Source organism: Amycolatopsis eburnea, assembly GCF_003937945.1.
In the GTDB taxonomy this organism is placed as follows: domain Bacteria; phylum Actinomycetota; class Actinomycetes; order Mycobacteriales; family Pseudonocardiaceae; genus Amycolatopsis; species Amycolatopsis eburnea.
In genome coordinates, this window is the sequence record NZ_RSEC01000061.1 from 365,811 (window position 1) to 381,905 (window position 16,095).

16 protein-coding genes are annotated in these 16,095 nt (G+C 73.3%); 8 read left to right on the forward strand and 8 right to left on the reverse strand.

The annotated features are described in order from the left end of the window. Nucleotides 1-5 precede the first annotated feature (5 nt). Nucleotides 6-992 (reverse strand): glutathione S-transferase family protein, encoded by a 987-nt coding sequence (locus EIY87_RS41095; protein ID WP_125315367.1) that lies wholly within the window; start codon nt 990-992, stop codon nt 6-8. Next, entirely contained in the window at nt 989-1,477 is a 489-nt protein-coding gene (locus EIY87_RS41100) for a MarR family winged helix-turn-helix transcriptional regulator (RefSeq protein ID WP_125315368.1), read from the reverse strand. Before EIY87_RS41100 ends, EIY87_RS41095 begins: the two co-directional genes overlap by 4 nt. Nucleotides 1,478-1,585: 108 nt before the next feature. On the opposite strand from EIY87_RS41100, the gene EIY87_RS41105 reads away from it, so the two are divergent. Next, nucleotides 1,586-2,143: a YceI family protein gene (locus tag EIY87_RS41105; RefSeq protein WP_086865416.1), complete on the forward strand. Its 558-nt coding sequence runs from the start codon at nt 1,586-1,588 to the stop codon at nt 2,141-2,143. A gap of 21 nt (nt 2,144-2,164) precedes the next feature. On the opposite strand, the gene EIY87_RS41110 is transcribed toward EIY87_RS41105, so the two are convergent. Beyond that, entirely contained in the window at nt 2,165-2,776 is a 612-nt protein-coding gene (locus tag EIY87_RS41110) for a TetR/AcrR family transcriptional regulator (RefSeq protein WP_125315369.1), read from the reverse strand. A 96-nt stretch (nt 2,777-2,872) separates the two neighbouring features. On the opposite strand from EIY87_RS41110, the gene EIY87_RS41115 reads away from it, so the two are divergent. Next, nucleotides 2,873-3,256 (forward strand): ATP-binding protein, encoded by a 384-nt coding sequence (locus EIY87_RS41115; RefSeq protein ID WP_125315370.1) that lies wholly within the window; start codon nt 2,873-2,875, stop codon nt 3,254-3,256. Nucleotides 3,257-3,694: 438 nt separating this feature from the next. Here the strand turns inward: EIY87_RS41115 and EIY87_RS41120 are convergent, their stop codons facing one another. The 5 genes from EIY87_RS41120 to EIY87_RS41130 all read right to left on the reverse strand — a co-directional run bounded on the left by EIY87_RS41120 (nt 3,695) and on the right by EIY87_RS41130 (nt 10,147). Next, the gene (locus tag EIY87_RS41120; protein WP_125315371.1) at nt 3,695-6,583 is read right to left on the reverse strand and encodes a helix-turn-helix transcriptional regulator; all 2,889 of its coding nucleotides are present in this window, start codon (nt 6,581-6,583) and stop codon (nt 3,695-3,697) included. A gap of 69 nt (nt 6,584-6,652) precedes the next feature. Further along, complete coding sequence (locus EIY87_RS47920; RefSeq protein ID WP_158104460.1) at nt 6,653-6,826, reverse strand: hypothetical protein; 174 nt, start codon at nt 6,824-6,826, stop codon at nt 6,653-6,655. Nucleotides 6,827-6,870: 44 nt separating this feature from the next. Continuing rightward, nucleotides 6,871-7,041: a hypothetical protein gene (locus EIY87_RS47925; RefSeq protein ID WP_158641454.1), complete on the reverse strand. Its 171-nt coding sequence runs from the start codon at nt 7,039-7,041 to the stop codon at nt 6,871-6,873. A 38-nt stretch (nt 7,042-7,079) separates the two neighbouring features. Next, a complete protein-coding gene (locus EIY87_RS41125; protein ID WP_125315372.1) occupies nt 7,080-7,259 on the reverse strand; it encodes a hypothetical protein in 180 nt (59 codons plus the stop codon). Nucleotides 7,260-7,291: 32 nt separating this feature from the next. Then, nucleotides 7,292-10,147 (reverse strand): type 2 lanthipeptide synthetase LanM family protein, encoded by a 2,856-nt coding sequence (locus EIY87_RS41130; protein WP_225440362.1) that lies wholly within the window; start codon nt 10,145-10,147, stop codon nt 7,292-7,294. 411 nt (nt 10,148-10,558) lie between these two features. On the opposite strand from EIY87_RS41130, the gene EIY87_RS41135 reads away from it, so the two are divergent. The 6 genes from EIY87_RS41135 to EIY87_RS41160 are packed head-to-tail and all read left to right on the forward strand — an operon-like array spanning nt 10,559 to nt 16,079. Further along, nucleotides 10,559-11,044: a cobalamin B12-binding domain-containing protein gene (locus EIY87_RS41135; protein ID WP_125315374.1), complete on the forward strand. Its 486-nt coding sequence runs from the start codon at nt 10,559-10,561 to the stop codon at nt 11,042-11,044. Continuing rightward, the gene (locus tag EIY87_RS41140) at nt 11,041-12,282 is read left to right on the forward strand and encodes a methylaspartate mutase (RefSeq protein ID WP_125315375.1); all 1,242 of its coding nucleotides are present in this window, start codon (nt 11,041-11,043) and stop codon (nt 12,280-12,282) included. Before EIY87_RS41135 ends, EIY87_RS41140 begins: the two co-directional genes overlap by 4 nt. A gap of 30 nt (nt 12,283-12,312) precedes the next feature. Beyond that, entirely contained in the window at nt 12,313-13,296 is a 984-nt protein-coding gene (locus EIY87_RS41145) for an asparagine synthetase A (protein WP_125315376.1), read from the forward strand. Next, nucleotides 13,293-14,546, forward strand: coding sequence for a glutamate synthase-related protein (locus tag EIY87_RS41150; RefSeq protein ID WP_125315377.1), 1,254 nt, complete (start codon nt 13,293-13,295; stop codon nt 14,544-14,546). The genes EIY87_RS41145 and EIY87_RS41150 overlap by 4 nt, the downstream gene beginning before the upstream one ends. Before the next feature lie 49 nt (nt 14,547-14,595). Further along, nucleotides 14,596-15,876: an MFS transporter gene (locus EIY87_RS41155; protein WP_125315378.1), complete on the forward strand. Its 1,281-nt coding sequence runs from the start codon at nt 14,596-14,598 to the stop codon at nt 15,874-15,876. Further along, nucleotides 15,873-16,079, forward strand: a complete 207-nt coding sequence (locus EIY87_RS41160; protein ID WP_125315379.1) for an MbtH family protein — start codon at nt 15,873-15,875, stop codon at nt 16,077-16,079. The genes EIY87_RS41155 and EIY87_RS41160 overlap by 4 nt, the downstream gene beginning before the upstream one ends. Nucleotides 16,080-16,095 lie beyond the last annotated feature (16 nt).

Genomic DNA, 16,095 nt, shown 5'->3' on the forward strand with positions numbered 1-16,095 from the left:
GCCAGTCACGCCAGTGCCGGCACCCTTTCGGCTGCCGGCGGCGGGCCCGGCGGGGTGCCGTCGCCGAACGGGCGGCCGCCGAGCTGCTCGCGGTCGTGCGGGGTCAGCCAGCCCGAGACGTCCGGGCCGAGCGGGACGATCCCGGTCGGGTTCACGTTCTTGTGCACCACGTAGTAGTGCTCCTTGATCTGCGGGAAGTCGATCGTGTCGCCGAACCCGGGCGTCTGGAACAGGTCGCGCGTGTAGGCCCACAGCACCGGCAGCTCGGTGAGCTTCTGCCGGTTGCACTTGAAGTGGCCGTGGTAGACCGCGTCGAACCGGACGAGCGTGGTGAACAGCCGGACGTCGGCCTCGGTGATCGTGTCGCCGACCAGGTAGCGCTGGTTCGCGAGCCGCTCCGACAGCCAGTCCAGCCGGGCGAACAGCTTGCGGTAGGCGTGCTCGTACGCCTCCTGGGACCGGGCGAACCCGCACTGGTACACCGCGTTGTTGACGTCGGTGAAGACCTTCTCCGCGACGTCGTCGATCTCGTCGCGCAGCTTCTCCGGGTACAGCTCGGGCGCGCCGTCGCGGTGGTAGGCGGTCCACTCGGTCGACATGTCGAGGGTCATCTGCGCGAAGTCGTTGGTCACGACCTTGCCGCTCGGGACGTCGACGAACGCGGGCACGGTGATGCCGCGCGGGTACTCCGGGTCGCGCTTGAAGAACGCTTCCTGCAGCCGCTCGATGCCGAGCACCGGGTCGCGGCCGCCTTCGTCCAGGTCGAAGCTCCAGCTCCGCTCGTCGTGCACCGGCCCGGCGATGCCCATGGACAGCACGGGTTCCAGGCCCAGCAGCCGCCGCACGATCACCGCGCGGTTCGCCCACGGGCACGCGCGGGCGACGATCAGCCGGTAGCGGCCCGGCTCGACCGGCCAGCCGTCGCGGCCGTCGGCGGTGATGCGGTCCGGGAGGTAGTTCAGGTCCCGCTGGTACTCGCCCTTGTCGCTCATCGCGTCCTCGGCTCCTCGTCGGTCGGGGGAGCGGCGTCGAGCGCCGCGGCCAGCCGGGCCAGCACCGGACCGGCCGTCCGGATCTCCTCGGCGTTCAAGTGGTCGAACACCGAAGCCCGGACGCGGGCCAGGTGGCTCGGGTAGGCCGCCTCCAGTCTGGCCAATCCGGCGTCGGTCAGCACGGCGTTGGACGCGCGCCCGTCTTCCGTGCAGCGCCGCTTCTCGACCAGCCCGCGGCGGGTGAGGTCGTCGACCACGCGGCTGATCCGGCTCAGCGACAGGGCGGTCGTCGCCGCCAGCGCGGAGATGCGCAGCAGGCGATGCGGGGCCTCCGACAGCGCGACGAGCACGCCGTAGTCGCTGATCGTGAGACCGGTCTCCGGCAGGAACTGGTCCTCCAGCGCGCGCGGCAGGACGGTCGTGACGCGGATCAGCGACCGCCAGAACGCGGCTTCCCCGGTGTCGAGCGCGGACAGATCACCCATACCGGCGACTCTACCGAAAGCTTGCTTGCGCAACCAGCCAAAGTGAGTACAGTGTCGTTGAACCCTCAATCACCTGGGGGTCGCCACCACGAGGAGAGAAGACCAGAGATGACCAGCGCGACCACCTACCCCCAGCTGACCGGCGAATACACCCTCGACGCCGCCCACTCGCGGATCGGGTTCGTCGCCCGCCACGCCATGGTGACCAAGGTGCGCGGCAGCTTCAACGAGTTCACCGGTGCCGCGACGATCGACGGCGACGCGCCGGAGAAGTCGAGCGTCCAGGTGACCATCCAGGCGCACAGCATCGACACCCGCAACGCCGACCGCGACGGGCACCTGAAGAGCAACGACTTCCTGTCGATGGACGAGTACCCGCAGATCACGTTCACCTCGACCGAGATCAAGCAGACCGGCGACACCTCCTTCGACGTCACCGGCGACCTGACCATCAAGGACGTCACCCGCTCGGTGACCGTCCCGTTCGAGTTCGAGGGCTCCGCGAAGGACCCGTTCGGCAACGACCGGATCGGCTTCGAGGGCTCCACCACGATCAGCCGCAAGGACTACGGCATCACCTGGAACGCCGCGCTCGAGACCGGCGGCGTGCTGGTGAGCGACAAGGTCACGCTGGAGTTCGAGATCTCCGCGATCAAGTCCGCCTGACGCCGGGAGCGGGAACCGGGCTCACCGGTTCCCGCTCGCCCGCAGGTTCTCGATGCCGACGTCGAGCGCCGCTTCGAGGTGATCGATGCGGCCGGTCGAGAGCATCACCACCACGCCGCCCTGGATCCCCGCCAGCAGGGCGGCCGCGGTGCGTTCGGGGTCGGCGTCCGCGGCGACCTCGCCGGCGGCTTGCAGGTGGCGGATGCCGGCCGCAATTTCGTCCTGCCACCGCTTCAGCATCCCGCTCACCACCTTCTGCGCGCCGGGCGTCGCGCGGCCCAGCTGCGAGATGAGCACGTTGAGCGGGCAGTGCTGTCCCCGCGCGGTGTAGTGCTCGACGACCGTGTCGCGCCAGCGCCGCCACGCCGCCCACGACGTCAATCCACCGAGTTGCGGCTGCTGGGCCGCGATGACCTGGTCCGCTTCGTACTCGGCCACCTCCAGCAGCAGATCGTCCTTGCCGCCGGGGAAGTAGTGGAAGAGCTGGCTCTTGCTCGTGCCGGTCCGCGCCCGGATGTCGTCCAGCGTCGTGACGGCGACGCCGCGCTCCCGGATTTCCTCCGCTGCGCCTTCGACGATCCGCTGCCGGGTCGCGGCGCCCTTGGCGGTGAACTGCCTGGTAGCTGGACTCACGGGTCCAATCTAGTCCGTTCGGGCGATTTCGGCCCGGTGGGGTGTGGACGCCCCGGCGAAGGGGGAATCGATTTCCCGGCCGGGGAGGGAAATCGCATGCTGCTGGACAAGTTCGCCTTCGACCGGGAGCCCGCACAGGTCCGCCGGGTCCGCTCCTGGGTGCGCGACCGCCTGGCCGCGACCGAAGAGGTGCCGGACGAGGTCGCGGCGGACGTCGTGCTGATCGCGGGGGAGCTGGCGGCGAACGCCGTCCGCCACGCGACGGGACCGGTGCGCGCGCTGCTGACGTGCGCGGACTCGACGGTGTGGATCGGCATCGAGGACTCCGGCGGCGCGGCGTGGTTCGACCCGGCGGCCCCCGACGTGGCCCCGGTCGGCACCGGGCTGGCGTTGATCGCGGCGTGCAGCCGACGGCGGGGACACTTCCACCGGGCGGACGGCGGCAAGACGGTCTGGGCGGAGATCCCGATCGGCTCGTGACCTGGTCCGGATGTCATGAACGACTCTTTCATGGCGTCCGGTGACAGGGGCCCGGCAAAGTCGCGCCGGGGCCGGCCGCTCGGTCTGAACCGACCGGTGCCGGCCGCGGCGAGTTGAGCCGGGCGGCCCTGTGGTGTCTTGAATGAGTCATTCAGGACCTCCGAAGACCTGAATGACTCATTCAAGACGTCGGCGAAGCCCGCCGCCGGGCAAACCGCCGCGACTTTGCCGGAGCCCTGGCGTCCGGCGAGGTGAACGACCCTTTCATGGCGTCCGGCGACAGGGCTCCGGCAGAGTCGCGCCGGCGAGTGGGTGACCGGCGGCCGAGTCGCGTGGCCGCGTGGTCGGCCCGGCGCCGCGGGGATGTCATGAAAGGGTCGTTCATGTCGTCCGGCGAGATGAACGACTCTTTCATGACATCCCGCGCACCGCGGCGCGTCAGTGGGGCGTGTTGCGGGCGTACTCCGTCAACGCGCTGCGGTTCTGCAGGTTCGACTTCGCCATCAGGCTGGCCACGTGCTTCTCCACCGTCCGCGGGGAAATGTGCAGCCGCCGGGCGATGTCCTTGTTGCCCATGTTGTCCGCCAGCAGCTGCAGCACCTCGTACTCGCGGACCGTCACCCCCGCCGAACGCAGGCCGGCCGGGAGGCGGTCGGAGCCCGTGCGGCGCTGGCCGACCGCGACGCCCGTCTTGCGCAGCAGGCCGCGGCACGCGCTCGCCACCGCCGTCACGTCCGCCTGGTGGAAGTACTCCTCCGCTTCCTTGAGCCACGTCACCGGGTCGCCCCAGCCGTCGGCCGCGGCGGATTCCGCCACCATGCGCAGGCCCAGGTGGCGGCTCATCGGGAACGGGGACGCCGCTTCGATCGCGGCCGCGACCGCCTCGTCGGCCAGCTCCGGAGAGCCGGCGCGGCCGTGGCGGACCGCGTCGCCCAGCAGGACGAACTGGCGGTTCCAGCGCATGCCGCTCACCGCCGCCGGGGGACGCTCCGGAGGGGCCGTGCCGTCGAGGGCCTCGATCAGCAGGCGCAGGCCGTGCTGGCCCGCCAGGTGGAAGCGGCTCGGCTGGCGCTCCTCCAGGGCCAGCACCTGCGCGAGCTCGCGGCGGGCGCGTTCGGCGTCCTCCTCCAGCAGCGAGCAGAACACCTGTGCCAGCCCGACGCTCAGTACCATCTCCTGCGCGCTGTTGCCGCCCTCGGCGCGGAAGTCGTCGAGGGCGGCTTCCATCCGGGGCCGGTCCGCCTGGTGGGCGGCCACCATCGCGCGCGTCATGTGCGTGTACTGCAGCAGCGCCACCAGCCGGAGCCGGCCCAGCACCGCGAGGTTTTCGTCGAGGATGCGCTCGGCGTGGGCGAACTCGCCGCGCATCACCGCGTGCACCGCGCGGCTCGCGTCGACCGCGCAGGTGAGCGTGATCGCGCCGGTGCGCTGGGCCTCCGCGCGGGCGAGGTCGAACGTGCGGACGTCGCCCTCGGCGAGCATCCGGTGGCCGCCGAGGCGGACCAGCACCTGGGTGCGCAGGTGCGTGAGCTGGTGGCGCTCGGCCAGCCGCCGCGCCAGCTGCAGGTAGCGCTCGGCCTCGGCCAGATCCGTCTCCAGCGCCACCATGCCGAGCACCTGCAACGCCTGGCACGACACGAACGGCACGCCGGCGCGCTCGGCGACCTGCCACGCCTGTTCGGCGAGCCGGCGGGCGCGTTCGGTGTGCGCCGGGCCCGGGATGTCCAGCCACAGCGTCGCTTCGACGGCGTCGAGGCCCGCCTTCTGCTCCTCGGTCATCTCGCCGCCGAGCGGGGCGCGGGCTTGCTCGATCTGGTTGAGGCACTCGTCGTGCCGCCCGCCGATGTAGGCCGCCCACGCCAGCTGGACGTGCAGGTCGACCGCGCGCTCCAGCCGGCCGATCTCCGCGAAGCGAGCGGAAAACTCGACCGCGCGGTCGAACTGCCCGGTCTGCCCGAGCGCGTGCAGCAGCGACTCCAGCGCGTCGGCGCGGTCGTCGGGGCTCGCCGTGGCCAGCAGGTCGACGGCGCGGGTCAGCATGGTCACCGCCGAGTCGGCCGCGCCGCCGTCGAGGGCGCGGCGGCCGGCCTCGGCGAACAGCCGCCCGGCACCCGGGTGGTCCAGCGCCGTCAGCCGCAACGCCGCCGCCAGCGCGCACAGCTCGCCGGGCAGGCCCGGGTGCAGCTGCTCGACGGCGTCCGCGGCCCGGCGCGCCAGGTTCGCCTTCGTCGACGGCACGAGCCGCGCGAGCAGCGCCTCCGCGGTGAGCGGGTGGCGGAAGGCGTACCAGCCGGGCGTGGTCTCGTCGGTGGTCACCAAGTGCGCGGCGACGCTCGCGCTGATGTGGTTGTGCAGCATGCGGTCGTCCATGTCGGTGACCGCCTGCACGACCGAAAGCGGGAACCGCCTGCCCAGCACGGCGGCCACCGACAGCAGCGTTTCGCCGTCCGACCCGAGTGCGTCGACGCGCGCGGCGATGCTGCTGATCAGCGCCTCCGGCACGCGGGCCTGCAGCTCGCCGACGACCTGCCAGCCGTGCGCGCCGCCGACGAGCAGGCCGTCGGTGACCATGCCGTGCAGCAGTTCTTCGACGACGAACGGGACGCCTTCGCTGTTCTGCCACAACAGGTTCGCGACGGCGGCGGGGACCGCGGCCGGCTCGGTTTCCAGGCAGGCGGCGGCGAACTCGCGGGTGCGCGCGGCGTCGAGGCGGGTCAGTTCGAAGGTGTGGCTGGCCGAGCGCTGCGACGCCGCCGTCGCGAGCCGGAGCGCCTCACCCGGCTCGTTGCGCAGGGTGCCGATCAGCATCACCCGGCTCGACGCCAGGTTGTCGACGAGGTATTCGACGATGAACAGGGTTTCGGCGTCCGCGTTGTGCAGGTCTTCCAGCACGATCAGGCAGCCGCCTTCGCGCCCGGCCACCGACAGCAGCCGGAACACGGCCTCGGCGAGGACGAGGAGGTTGCCGTTGTCGTGCGGGCGGTCGCCGCGGTACCAGTCGGGGACGAGCCGGGCGAGCACCGGCACGAGCGGGTCGAGTTCGGGCGCCGCGGGCGGGTGGCCGCCGCGGAAGTGCGAGAGCAGGGCCTCGGCCAGCGGCCGGAACGGGACCATCGGCCCGATCGAGCTGGCTCGCCCGCGCAGCACGGGGAGCCCGGTCGCCAGTGCCCGCGCGGCGACGTCGGCGGCGAGCCGGGACTTCCCGATCCCGCCCTCGCCGACAAGGAAGAAGGCCCCACCGTGGTCGGTGCGGGCCTTCTCCAGAGCCTGGGACAGCGCGCCGAGCTCCCTGTCGCGCCCGATCAGGCGCGTCGATCGGATGCCCATCGCGGTCACTATATCCGGACGGACCCCCTCCGGGCGTAGGTCGAAATACCGACGCCCGGGTCCGTCTCACTATCCGGGGAACGCGCCCGTGACGACCGTGATGTCCATCGTGGTCAGGGAGTTCTGGCTGACCCGCGCCGCCTTGCCGGACAGCGCGTGGTTGCGCGCGCCCGTCCGGGCCGACGTCGGGAGGGTCAAGTCGCCGATCGGGTTGTCCGTGCCGGCGAAGTCGTGCTCGGTCATGCAGGTGGCTCCACTCTCGGTAGTCGTACGGGGTTAAACGGAAGCTATTCGGCGAAGGCGACGGTGAAGACCGGCGTGATGTCGAGGGTGCTCAGGCTGTTCTGGCTCAGCCGCGGCGCCTGGCCGGACAGCGCGCGGTTGCGGGCGCCGGTGCGGGTGGACACCGGGAGGGTCAGGTCGCCGACGGGGTTCTCGGGGAAGTCGTGCTCGGTCATGGGATTCGCCTTCGGTGCCGGGGGATGGGGGAAAGGAGTCAGAGAGCGAAGGTGCCGTTGGTGACGACCGTCGGCGAACCGAGCGTGTCGAGCGTGACGCCGGAGAGCCGGGGCCGGGTGCCCGCGAGCGCCTGGTTGCGCGCGCCGGCGTGGTTCGCCTGCGGGAGCACCAGGGCGCCGACGGTGGCTTCGGCGGTCTCGGTCGTGGTTTCGCGCATCGGTGGTTCTCTCCTCGTGAAGGTGGGGCGGATCAGCGGGTCGGGGCTTGCAGGAGCAGGGCGGACGGGACGCGGGGGCCGAAGCCGAGGCGCAGCAGGCCGTAGCCGATGCCGGCCAGGCCGGTGAGCAGGCCGGGGGAGGGCACGCCGTCCGGGGTGCCGCAGCGCGCGCCGTCCTGTTCGACGGCGGTCAGCAGCAGGCCGGTCCGGGTGGCGAGCGCGGCTTCCGCGCCGGCGTGGCCGGTCTCGGCGAGCACGCCGAGGACGTCGGTGATGCCGGTTTCGCCGTGGCAGAGCGACAAGTCGCGCAGCGGTTCCTGGGCGGCGAGGCGCCGGACCTGCTCGTCGAGGCCGCCGAGCACGTCGGGGTCGCCGGCGTAGGCGAGCACCTGGCCGGCCAGGCCGGAGCACCAGCCGTGCCCGGTCGCGGCCTTCGCGGGCGGCAGCGTCGCGGTCTCGCGCGGGTGCCCGGACAGGGCCCAGTCGACGCCGGCCGCGCCGTGCGCGAACCCGGGGTCGGCCAGGTCGGGGTCGATGGACCGGCTCGCGAGCTCGGCCGCGTAGGCACCGGCGAGCGCGGTGGCGGGCTCCAGGCCGGTCTGGGTGGCGACCGAGCGCAGCGCGACCAGCCCGCCGGCCAGCCCGGTGGTGAACCGCGGGGACGTCCGCGGTGTCGGGGCCGGCATCACCGCGACCGTGCGGGCGCAGAGGTCCAGCAGGTCCGGCCGGTCGAGCAGCCGCGCGAGGCGGGCCGCGGCGTAGGCGACGCCGCCGAGGCCGAGCAGGCCACCCGGCCCGGCCGCTTCGGCGAGTTCCGGGTCGGCTTCGAGCGCGGAAACCAGCGACGGCAGACCGGAAATCGCCTTGCCGGCCAGGTCCCGGTAGCGGTCGATGCCGGTCAGCTCGGCGAGCTGGGCGAGGAACAGCGCCACGCCGGGGTAGCCCTCGCCGAGCCCGCCGCCCATCGGCAGCACGGTCCAGTACTTCTCGTCGACCAGCTCCAGCCCCACCCAGTTGACGCGACCGCCGGCCGTGCAGGCGCGGGCGATGATAGCGTCGGCGACCCCGCACGCCGCCGAAAGCAGGTGCGCGGGCTCGGGGGTCTTGCTCGGCAGGATGCCGTCGCTGACCCCGCTGCCGGCGTGCGTCTCGGCGTCCGGCCGGGTGGCCAGCGCGGCGGAGATCAGCCACTCCTGGTCGCGGCGGTCGATGGTGGTCATGCCGGCGACCTTCGCCCGCACCGACGCCAGCGGCGTCGTGCCGAGCAGCCCGGCCAGCCGGTTGCGCTCGGTGTCCCAGACGTCGGCGGAGCCGGGCTCGCCGGTGAACATCGGGACGTCGCCGGCCCACAGGTCGGTCAGCTCCGCGGCCACCAGCGCGCGGCGGACGTCGTCGGTGCTGTCGTCGTGCAGCAGCCCGAAGGCCTCGTCGCGCGCGGCCGCGTCGGCCAGCAGGGACGGGTGCGTGGTCTCGTCGAGCAGCCGCGTGTAGAAGCTGGTCGGCCGGACCAGCACGCGGATCCCCGCGCCGGCGCAGCTTTCCAGCAGCGCGGCGAACTCGGTCGCGCCGGCGGCGATGGCGTCGTACCCGGCGCGGAACCCGGCCAGCAGCGCGGCGCCGTGCTCGGCGGGCTCGACGTCGACGCCGCCGAGGGTGGGCCGGTTGACGCCGGTGCCGACGCTGCCGGGCACCCGGACCAGCCGCATCCGGTCGGTGCCGGCGTCGAGCCAGTCGACGCGCTCCAGCGCCGGGGCCGCGGCGCGGCCGCCGCCGAGCCCGGAGATGTCCACCGCGCCGTGCTCGCCGACGATCATCTGCGGCAGCAGCATGGTCCGGTGCACCGAGCGGGCGAGCAGCTCCGCGGCCGGGTCGGTTTCGGTGCTTTCGGCCGGCAGCACGGGCTGGAACAGCGTCTCGATGTCGATCAGCACCGGCTGGTCGCCGGCCGCGATGATGTTCTCGAAGTGCACGTCGGTGCCGTCGAGGGCGTGCAGCAGGGCGAGCAGCACGCCTTGGCGGCGGTAGAAGCGGTCGACCTGGGTGAGGTCCGCGCACGGCCGGTGCTCGACGAACCGCAGCCAGCCGTAGCCGGGCCGGGTGAGCACGTCGACGGTTTCCAGCTCCAGGCCGGGGACGCGCGGGTTGAGCCAGCCGACCAGCGCGGTGAACGCCGTGTGCAGGTCGAGCGGACGCGGCTTGTAGACGACCCGCGCGCCGCCGGCGAACCGCAGTTCGCGGACCGCGCGGCCGCGCTGGTGCGCGTCGCCGGTGCCGCCGCTCACCTCGACCAGCGGGCCGGGGTCGGTGCCGACGAACGCGGCGAGGGCCACGCGGTCGGCGTCGAACCGGGCCAGCAGCTCGGTGGTGGCGGCGATCGCGAACAGGGACGCCTGCGCGGCGAGCCGGGCGAGCACGGGGTAGCGGTGCAGCAGGTCGGTCAGGCCGGCGGGGGTGCCGGTCCGGCGGACGAAGTCGGCGAAGCGCGCTTCCGGGGTTTCGCCGTCGAGGATCTCCTTGTGCCGCGCCCGGCCGAGCTCCAGCACCAGGGTGCGGGCGGCGAGGCCGGCCAGCTGGTGGCCGAGCTGCGCGGCGCAGCCGTCCGCGACCGAAGCGGCGTCGACGGCGGGCGAACCCGCTGCGGCAGCCGCGATCGCGGCCCGGGCCGCGTCGGTGAAGGGCCGGAACACCCCGGCGAACGCCTCGCGCCAAGCCGCACTTTCACGTGAAAGTGCCGACCTGGGGGCCGCACTTTCACGTGAAAGTGCGGCCTCGGCGAAGTCGACCCACGCGGGGCGGGTGCCGGGGCGCCGCTCGTGCGGGGTCAGCCCGGCCGCCCACCAGGTGGGCGGGAGCGTCGTGGTCGCCGGGTTCGGCTGCGGGGGAATCACGGGATCGAGCATGCCAGCGGGTGACGCCGGTTACATGGGGGTGCTACGCCCGCATTCCCGCGCGGCATGGGGGCGCTCTGGGGGCTCATGGGGGATCGAGCGGGAAAACGCCTGGTCGCGAAGTGGGGGATGGGGCCGGGTGGACGTGGCGGTTGGGCCGTTCGGCGGGCGGGTTCCCGGGGGCAGGAACGCGGGGTGCGCCACCCGTCCGGGGCACCCGGCACCCAGGACTCCGCGAACGCGCGCGCGGCCGCGACGCCCGCGCGCGAGGCGGACCGGGGTGGGCGGGCGGCGGGGGAATGCGGGGCCGCCGCACCCATGTGCGCCGGGCGCCGGCCGATGACGATTCGTCGTGAGAAGTTCGCGGCCCGCACCGCGGACGTTCCCCGAACGCACAGGGAGCGACGCACGATGACCACCTTCCAGATCGAGCAGACCCCGGACCGGCCCGCCGTGTCCGCGGGGTCCCCGCTGAAGTTCGTCCTGTCCAGCGTCCAGTCCGACTCGCACATGTGGAACCTCGTCGCCCTCCAGCTGATCATGGAGGAAATGGGCCACGAGGTGGTCAACCTCGGCGCCTGCGTCCCGGTCGAGCGGCTGCTGGCGGCCTGCCGCGCCGAGCGGCCGGACTGCCTGGTGATCAGCACCATCAACGGCCACGGCCACGTCGACGGCGCCCGGGTGATCTCCGCGCTGCGGGCCGACGCCGTCCTGGCCGGGCTGCCCGCCGTCATCGGCGGCAAGCTCGGCGTCCACGGCGACGCCAACAGCGCGCTGGAGGCCGAGCTGCTGGCGCTGGGCTACGACGCGGTGTTCCACGTCGGCGCCGGCGATTCCGGCCAGGCGATCGAGTCCTTCCGCGAGTTCGTCGCCGCGAACATCCGGACCTTGCGGTGACCGCTGCCCGGTCGGTGTTCAGCGCGTTCGTGGCCGAGCACCGCCGCCGCCGGACGCTCGTCGTCCAGCCGCGGATGGGGTTCTCCGACCCGGCCGCGATGCGCCGCGGGCTGCACGCGGTGGCCGGGGCCGGCGTCCCGGCGGTCGGCACCGTGACGCTCGACAGCTACACCCGCACCGGGCAGCACGACCTCGCCGCGATGTCCGTCCAGTCCGGGGTCCCGCTCAACGGCTTCCCGCTGGTGGCACTGGGGCCTTCGGTCACCGCCGGGCTGGTGGCGGACCTGCCCGGCTTCCCGGTCCAGGTGCGGCACGGCTCGGCGCAGCCCGAAGACATCTTCGCCGTGATGCTCGAAGCCGGCCTCGACGCCTCCGAGGGCGGGCCGGTGTCCTACTGCCTGCCCTACAGCAGCGTGCCGCTGCGGACGGCGGCGAAGGCGTGGTCGCGCTCGGCGTCGCTGCTGGCCGGGCAGGCGGTCGACTGCCACCTGGAGAGCTTCGGCGGCTGCATGCTCGGCCAGCTGTGCCCGCCGGGCCTGCTCGTCGCGCTTTCGGTGCTGGAGTGCCTGTTCTTCGCCGAGCACGGCGTGCGCAGCGTGTCGGCCAGCTACGCGCAGCAGACGAGCCCGGAGCAGGACGCCGAAGCGCTGTGGGCGATGCGGCGGCTGTGCGAAGAGGAACTGTCCACTGTGGACCACCACCTCGTGCTCTACACGTACATGGGGTTGTTCCCGGAGTCCGCGTCCGGGGCGCGGGAGCTGGTCGCCGAGAGCGTCCGGCTGGCCGTGCGCACGGGCACCGAGCGGCTGATCGTCAAGACCACCGCGGAAGCGCACCGGATCCCGACCGTCGAAGAGAACGTCTCGGCGCTGCAACTGGCGCACGCGACCGCGCGCTCGGCACCCGCGCCCGCCGCGCCGCCGGGGGAGACCGAGGTGTACGCCCAGGCGCGGCTGCTCGTCGACGAGGTGCGTTCGCTCGCCCCGACGCTGGCCGAGGCGCTGCCGGCGGCGTTCGAACGCGGACTGCTCGACGTCCCGTACTGCCTGCACCCCGACAACGGCGGCGAAACCCGGTGCGTGCTCGACGACGAAGGCCGCCTCCAGTGGTGGCACACCGGCCGGATGCCGCTGCCGCCCGCGCTGGGCGGCCGCCGCGGCCACGACCGGGTCAGCGCGACCCGGCTGCTCGCCGACCTGTCCTACCACCGCCGACGGCTCGACCCGGTCCTGTCCTGAACCGCCCGACCAGCTGGGAGTGAGAACGCCATGGAGTACACCGATCCGCCGGACCCGCGCACGCACCTGACCGCGGAGCGCACCCGGCACGTGCTGGGCCTGCAGCACAAGCTGCTCGCCGAGGCGCGCGCGTTCCTGGGCGCCCGCGGCTTCACCGAGCTGCTGCCGCCGGTGATCGGCCCGGTCACCGACCCGGGCGGCCGCGGCGCGAAGCAGGTGGACGTCGACTTCTACGGTCACCGCTACAAGCTGATGACCAGCGCGATCCTGTACAAGCAGGCGTCGCTGCTGGGCTTCCCGAAGATCTTCTACGTCGCGCCGAACGTCCGGCTCGAACCGCTGGAGACGGCGAACACGAGCCGGCACCTGGCCGAGTTCCACCAGCTCGACGTCGAGGTCGCCGGCGCGTCCCGCGACGACGTGCTCGACCTGCTGCAGGACCTGGTGGCGCACGTGGTGCGCCGGGTCGTCGAGGACGCGGGCGACGTGCTGGAAGCGCTGGGCCGTGACTCGGGCGCGTTCACCGACCTGCTCGGCGGCGCGTTCGGCAGGCTGGCGCACGCGACCGCCGTCGAGACGCTGCGCGAGCTCGGCCACCCGCAGAGCGCGGACGCCGAGATCGACTGGGCGGGCGAGGCGATCCTGTCGGAGAAGCACGCGCGGCCGTTCTTCCTCGTCGACTACCCGAAGGGCTCGCGCGGGTTCTACGACCGGGAAAGCGTTTCGGTGCCCGGTGTCCTGCGCAACTTCGACCTGATCGCGCCCGAGGGGTACGGCGAGCTGTGCAGCGGCAGCGAGCGGGAGCACGAGTACGGCCGGATCGTCACGCGGATGCGCGAAACGGGCGAGAACCCGGCGAAGTACGCCTGGTACCTCGACCTGGTCCGGTCGGGGATCCCGGCGAGCGCGGGCTTCGGTCTGGGCATCCAGCGGTTCACGCGGTACGTGGCCGGGCTGGACTCGGTGTGGCAGGCGACGGCGTTCCCGAAGCTGCCGGGGGTGGTCTCGCCGTGACCGCGCTGAGCGCTGCCGGGTTCCCCGCCGACCAGGTCCGGGCGCGGGCCCGGTCGGGCGCCGCGGCGGTGTTCCCGGACGCTTCTTCTTACGGGACTTCGTTGTTCGGTGCCTCGCCGGACGCCCCTTCGGACGTTCTGGACGCGGCGCGGCTGGTGCCCCCGGTGTTCGTGCCGCGGCGGCTGGAGAAGCTGATCGAGCTGGGCCGTGAGCCGCTGTACGGCGACGTCTCGCTCGCGACGTCGATCGGCGGGTTCGCGTCTGCGCTGCCGGTGTACCTGTCGGCGTTCGGCTCGACGCAGGTCGCGGGCGCCGGCCTCGGCGCGGCGGCGTCGGCGCAGGCCGCGGCCATCGGGATCCCGATGGTGATCGGCGAGAACGTCGTCCCGGTGCACGGCCACGGGCGCGTGGGAGGAGCTTCGGCCGGGACGTTGCTGGAGCGCCTGCGGGCGTACGGCGACGCGGTCCCGGACGGCCTCGGCGGCGTCGTCGTGCAGCAGAGCACGGAGGACGCCGACGCGGAGGTCTGGAACCTCGTGTACTCCGACCCGTCGGCGGCTCCGCTGCTGGAGTCGGGGCGGCTGGCGTTCGAGCTGAAGGTCGGGCAGGGCGCGAAGCCGGGGCTCGGCGGGATGACGCTGGTTTCGCCTGCTGACGCCGCTTCGCTCGCTTCTCTGTATGCGGTGGATCTGTCGCTGGGGTCTTCGGTGCTGCGGAGCAGCTCGCCCGGGACGTTCACGCCGGAGATCCTGCGGCAGCAGATCCGCTTGATGCGCAACAACTTCCCGCGCGCGGGGGTGTGGGTGAAGCTCCCGCCGGGCCGCGACGTCGCTTCCGCTGCTTCGGTGGCTTGGGAGGCGGGTGCCGACGCGGTCACGGTCGATGGTGCCGAAGGGGGGTCCGGCTGGACGCCGTTGTCGTTCGCGTCGGTCGGGCTTCCGTTGGGGGAGTGCTTGTCCCGCATCGGGGTACCGGGCGGGTGCCTGCTGGCGTCGGGCCGCATGTGGGAGGGCACGCGGGTGGCGAAGGCCCTGGCACTGGGCGCCCGCGCGGCGGGCCTCGGCCGGGCGGCGCTGCTGGCGGTCGACACGGATCCGGAGGCCGGGCTGGTCCGGTTCGTCGAGGCGCTGGCTTTGGAGCTGCGGCTGCTGCTGAGCGCGCTGGGTCAGTACCAGGCGGACGCGCTGACGCCGGAGGACGTGTGGTTCCCGGGCACGCCGGCGCCGGTTCGCGAGCAGGTGCTGTCATGACGCGCCGGTGCGGTGGTCCGGAGGGCGCGGGGCTGATCGGCGGTGCGTCATGACCGCGGTGGAGGAGCCCCGCACCGAGGCGGCCGGCCCGGGTGTGGCGGCCGTGACGCCCGGCGCGGAAGCGAGCGCGGGCAAAGCGCTTCCCGCTCCCTTCCTCGGCCTCGTCGCCGCCATGGGGCTGTCCTCCTTCGGCGACGCCGTCTGGCTCATCGCGCTCTCCGTCACCCTCGTCGGCACCGCGGGCCCGGCCCTCGCCGGCCTCGTCCTCGCCCTCGGGTCCCTCCCGAAAGTCCTCACCCTCCTCGTCGGCGGCGCAGTAGCCGACCGGACCGGGCCGCGCCGGGTGCTGATCACCACCGACCTCGTCCGCGCCGGCGCCATGCTCGGCGGAGCGGCCGCCGTCCTGGTGGCCGGGCCGTCGGTCCCGCTGCTCGCCGGGCTGATCGTCGTCATGGCCGTGGCCAGTGCCTTCTTCATCCCGGCCTCCGACGCGCTCCGGCCGAACCTGCTGCCGGCCGAGCACCTCGTGCGGGGCAACGCCGTCTACCTCGCCGCCGTGCGTGGGGGGCAGGCCGCGGGTGGGGCGCTCGGGTCGTGGCTGGCCGGGCTCGGGGGGCTCGTCACCGTCGCCGTCGTCAACGGCGTCAGCTTCGCGGTCTCCGCCGTCGCCGCCGGGAACACCAAGACCCTGACCAGCAAGGAACCCCGGCAGCGCGTCAAGCTCCGGCAGCTGGGCAAGGAAATAGCCGAAGGCGCGCGGTACGTCGCGAGGAGGCCCGCGCTCCGGACCGCCATGATCGTCACCGGGCTGCTCGAACTCAGCGGCGCCGGGCCGATCAACCTCGGGCTCGTCCTGCTCGGCGGCAACCAAGGCGCCGGCTGGCTGCTGACCGCCATGACGCTCGGCGCGTCCCTCGCCTTCGTCGTCTCGGTCAAGTGGCCGCCGCGGGAGAAGGCCGGGCGCCTGGCCACCGCGGGGCTCGCCGCGCAGGCCGGCTGCCTCGCCCTGCTGGCCACCGGGAACCTCGCCGTCGGCATCGCCGCCTTCTTCACCCTCGGCCTGGTCGCCGGGCTCACCGCGCTCGTGCTCGTGAGCCTCGCCCAGCGGTGGTCGGCGAAGGAGATGCGCGGGCGCGTCATGTCGATCCTCGCGCTGTTCACCCTCGCCGCCACCCCGGTCGGCAACCTCCTGATCGGCGTCCTGGTCGAGGCGCTCGGCGTCCCGCTGACCATGTTCGCCCACGCCGCGGTCGCGCTCGTCGCGCTCGCCCTGCTCGTCGCCACCCCGGCACTCGGCCGGGCCGCCCTCACAGAGGAGAAGAAATCATGAGCAACCCCTTCGAAGACGAGAACGGCACCTTCCTCGTCCTGGTCAACGCCGAGAACCAGCACTCGCTCTGGCCGTCCACCGTGGACGTCCCGGCCGGCTGGCGGACCGTGCACGGCGAGGACACCCGCGCCGCGTGCCTGGAGTACGTCGAAAAGAACTGGACCGACCTGCGCCCGGCGAGCCTCGTCGCCGCGATGCGCTGACCCTTCCCCCGCCGGC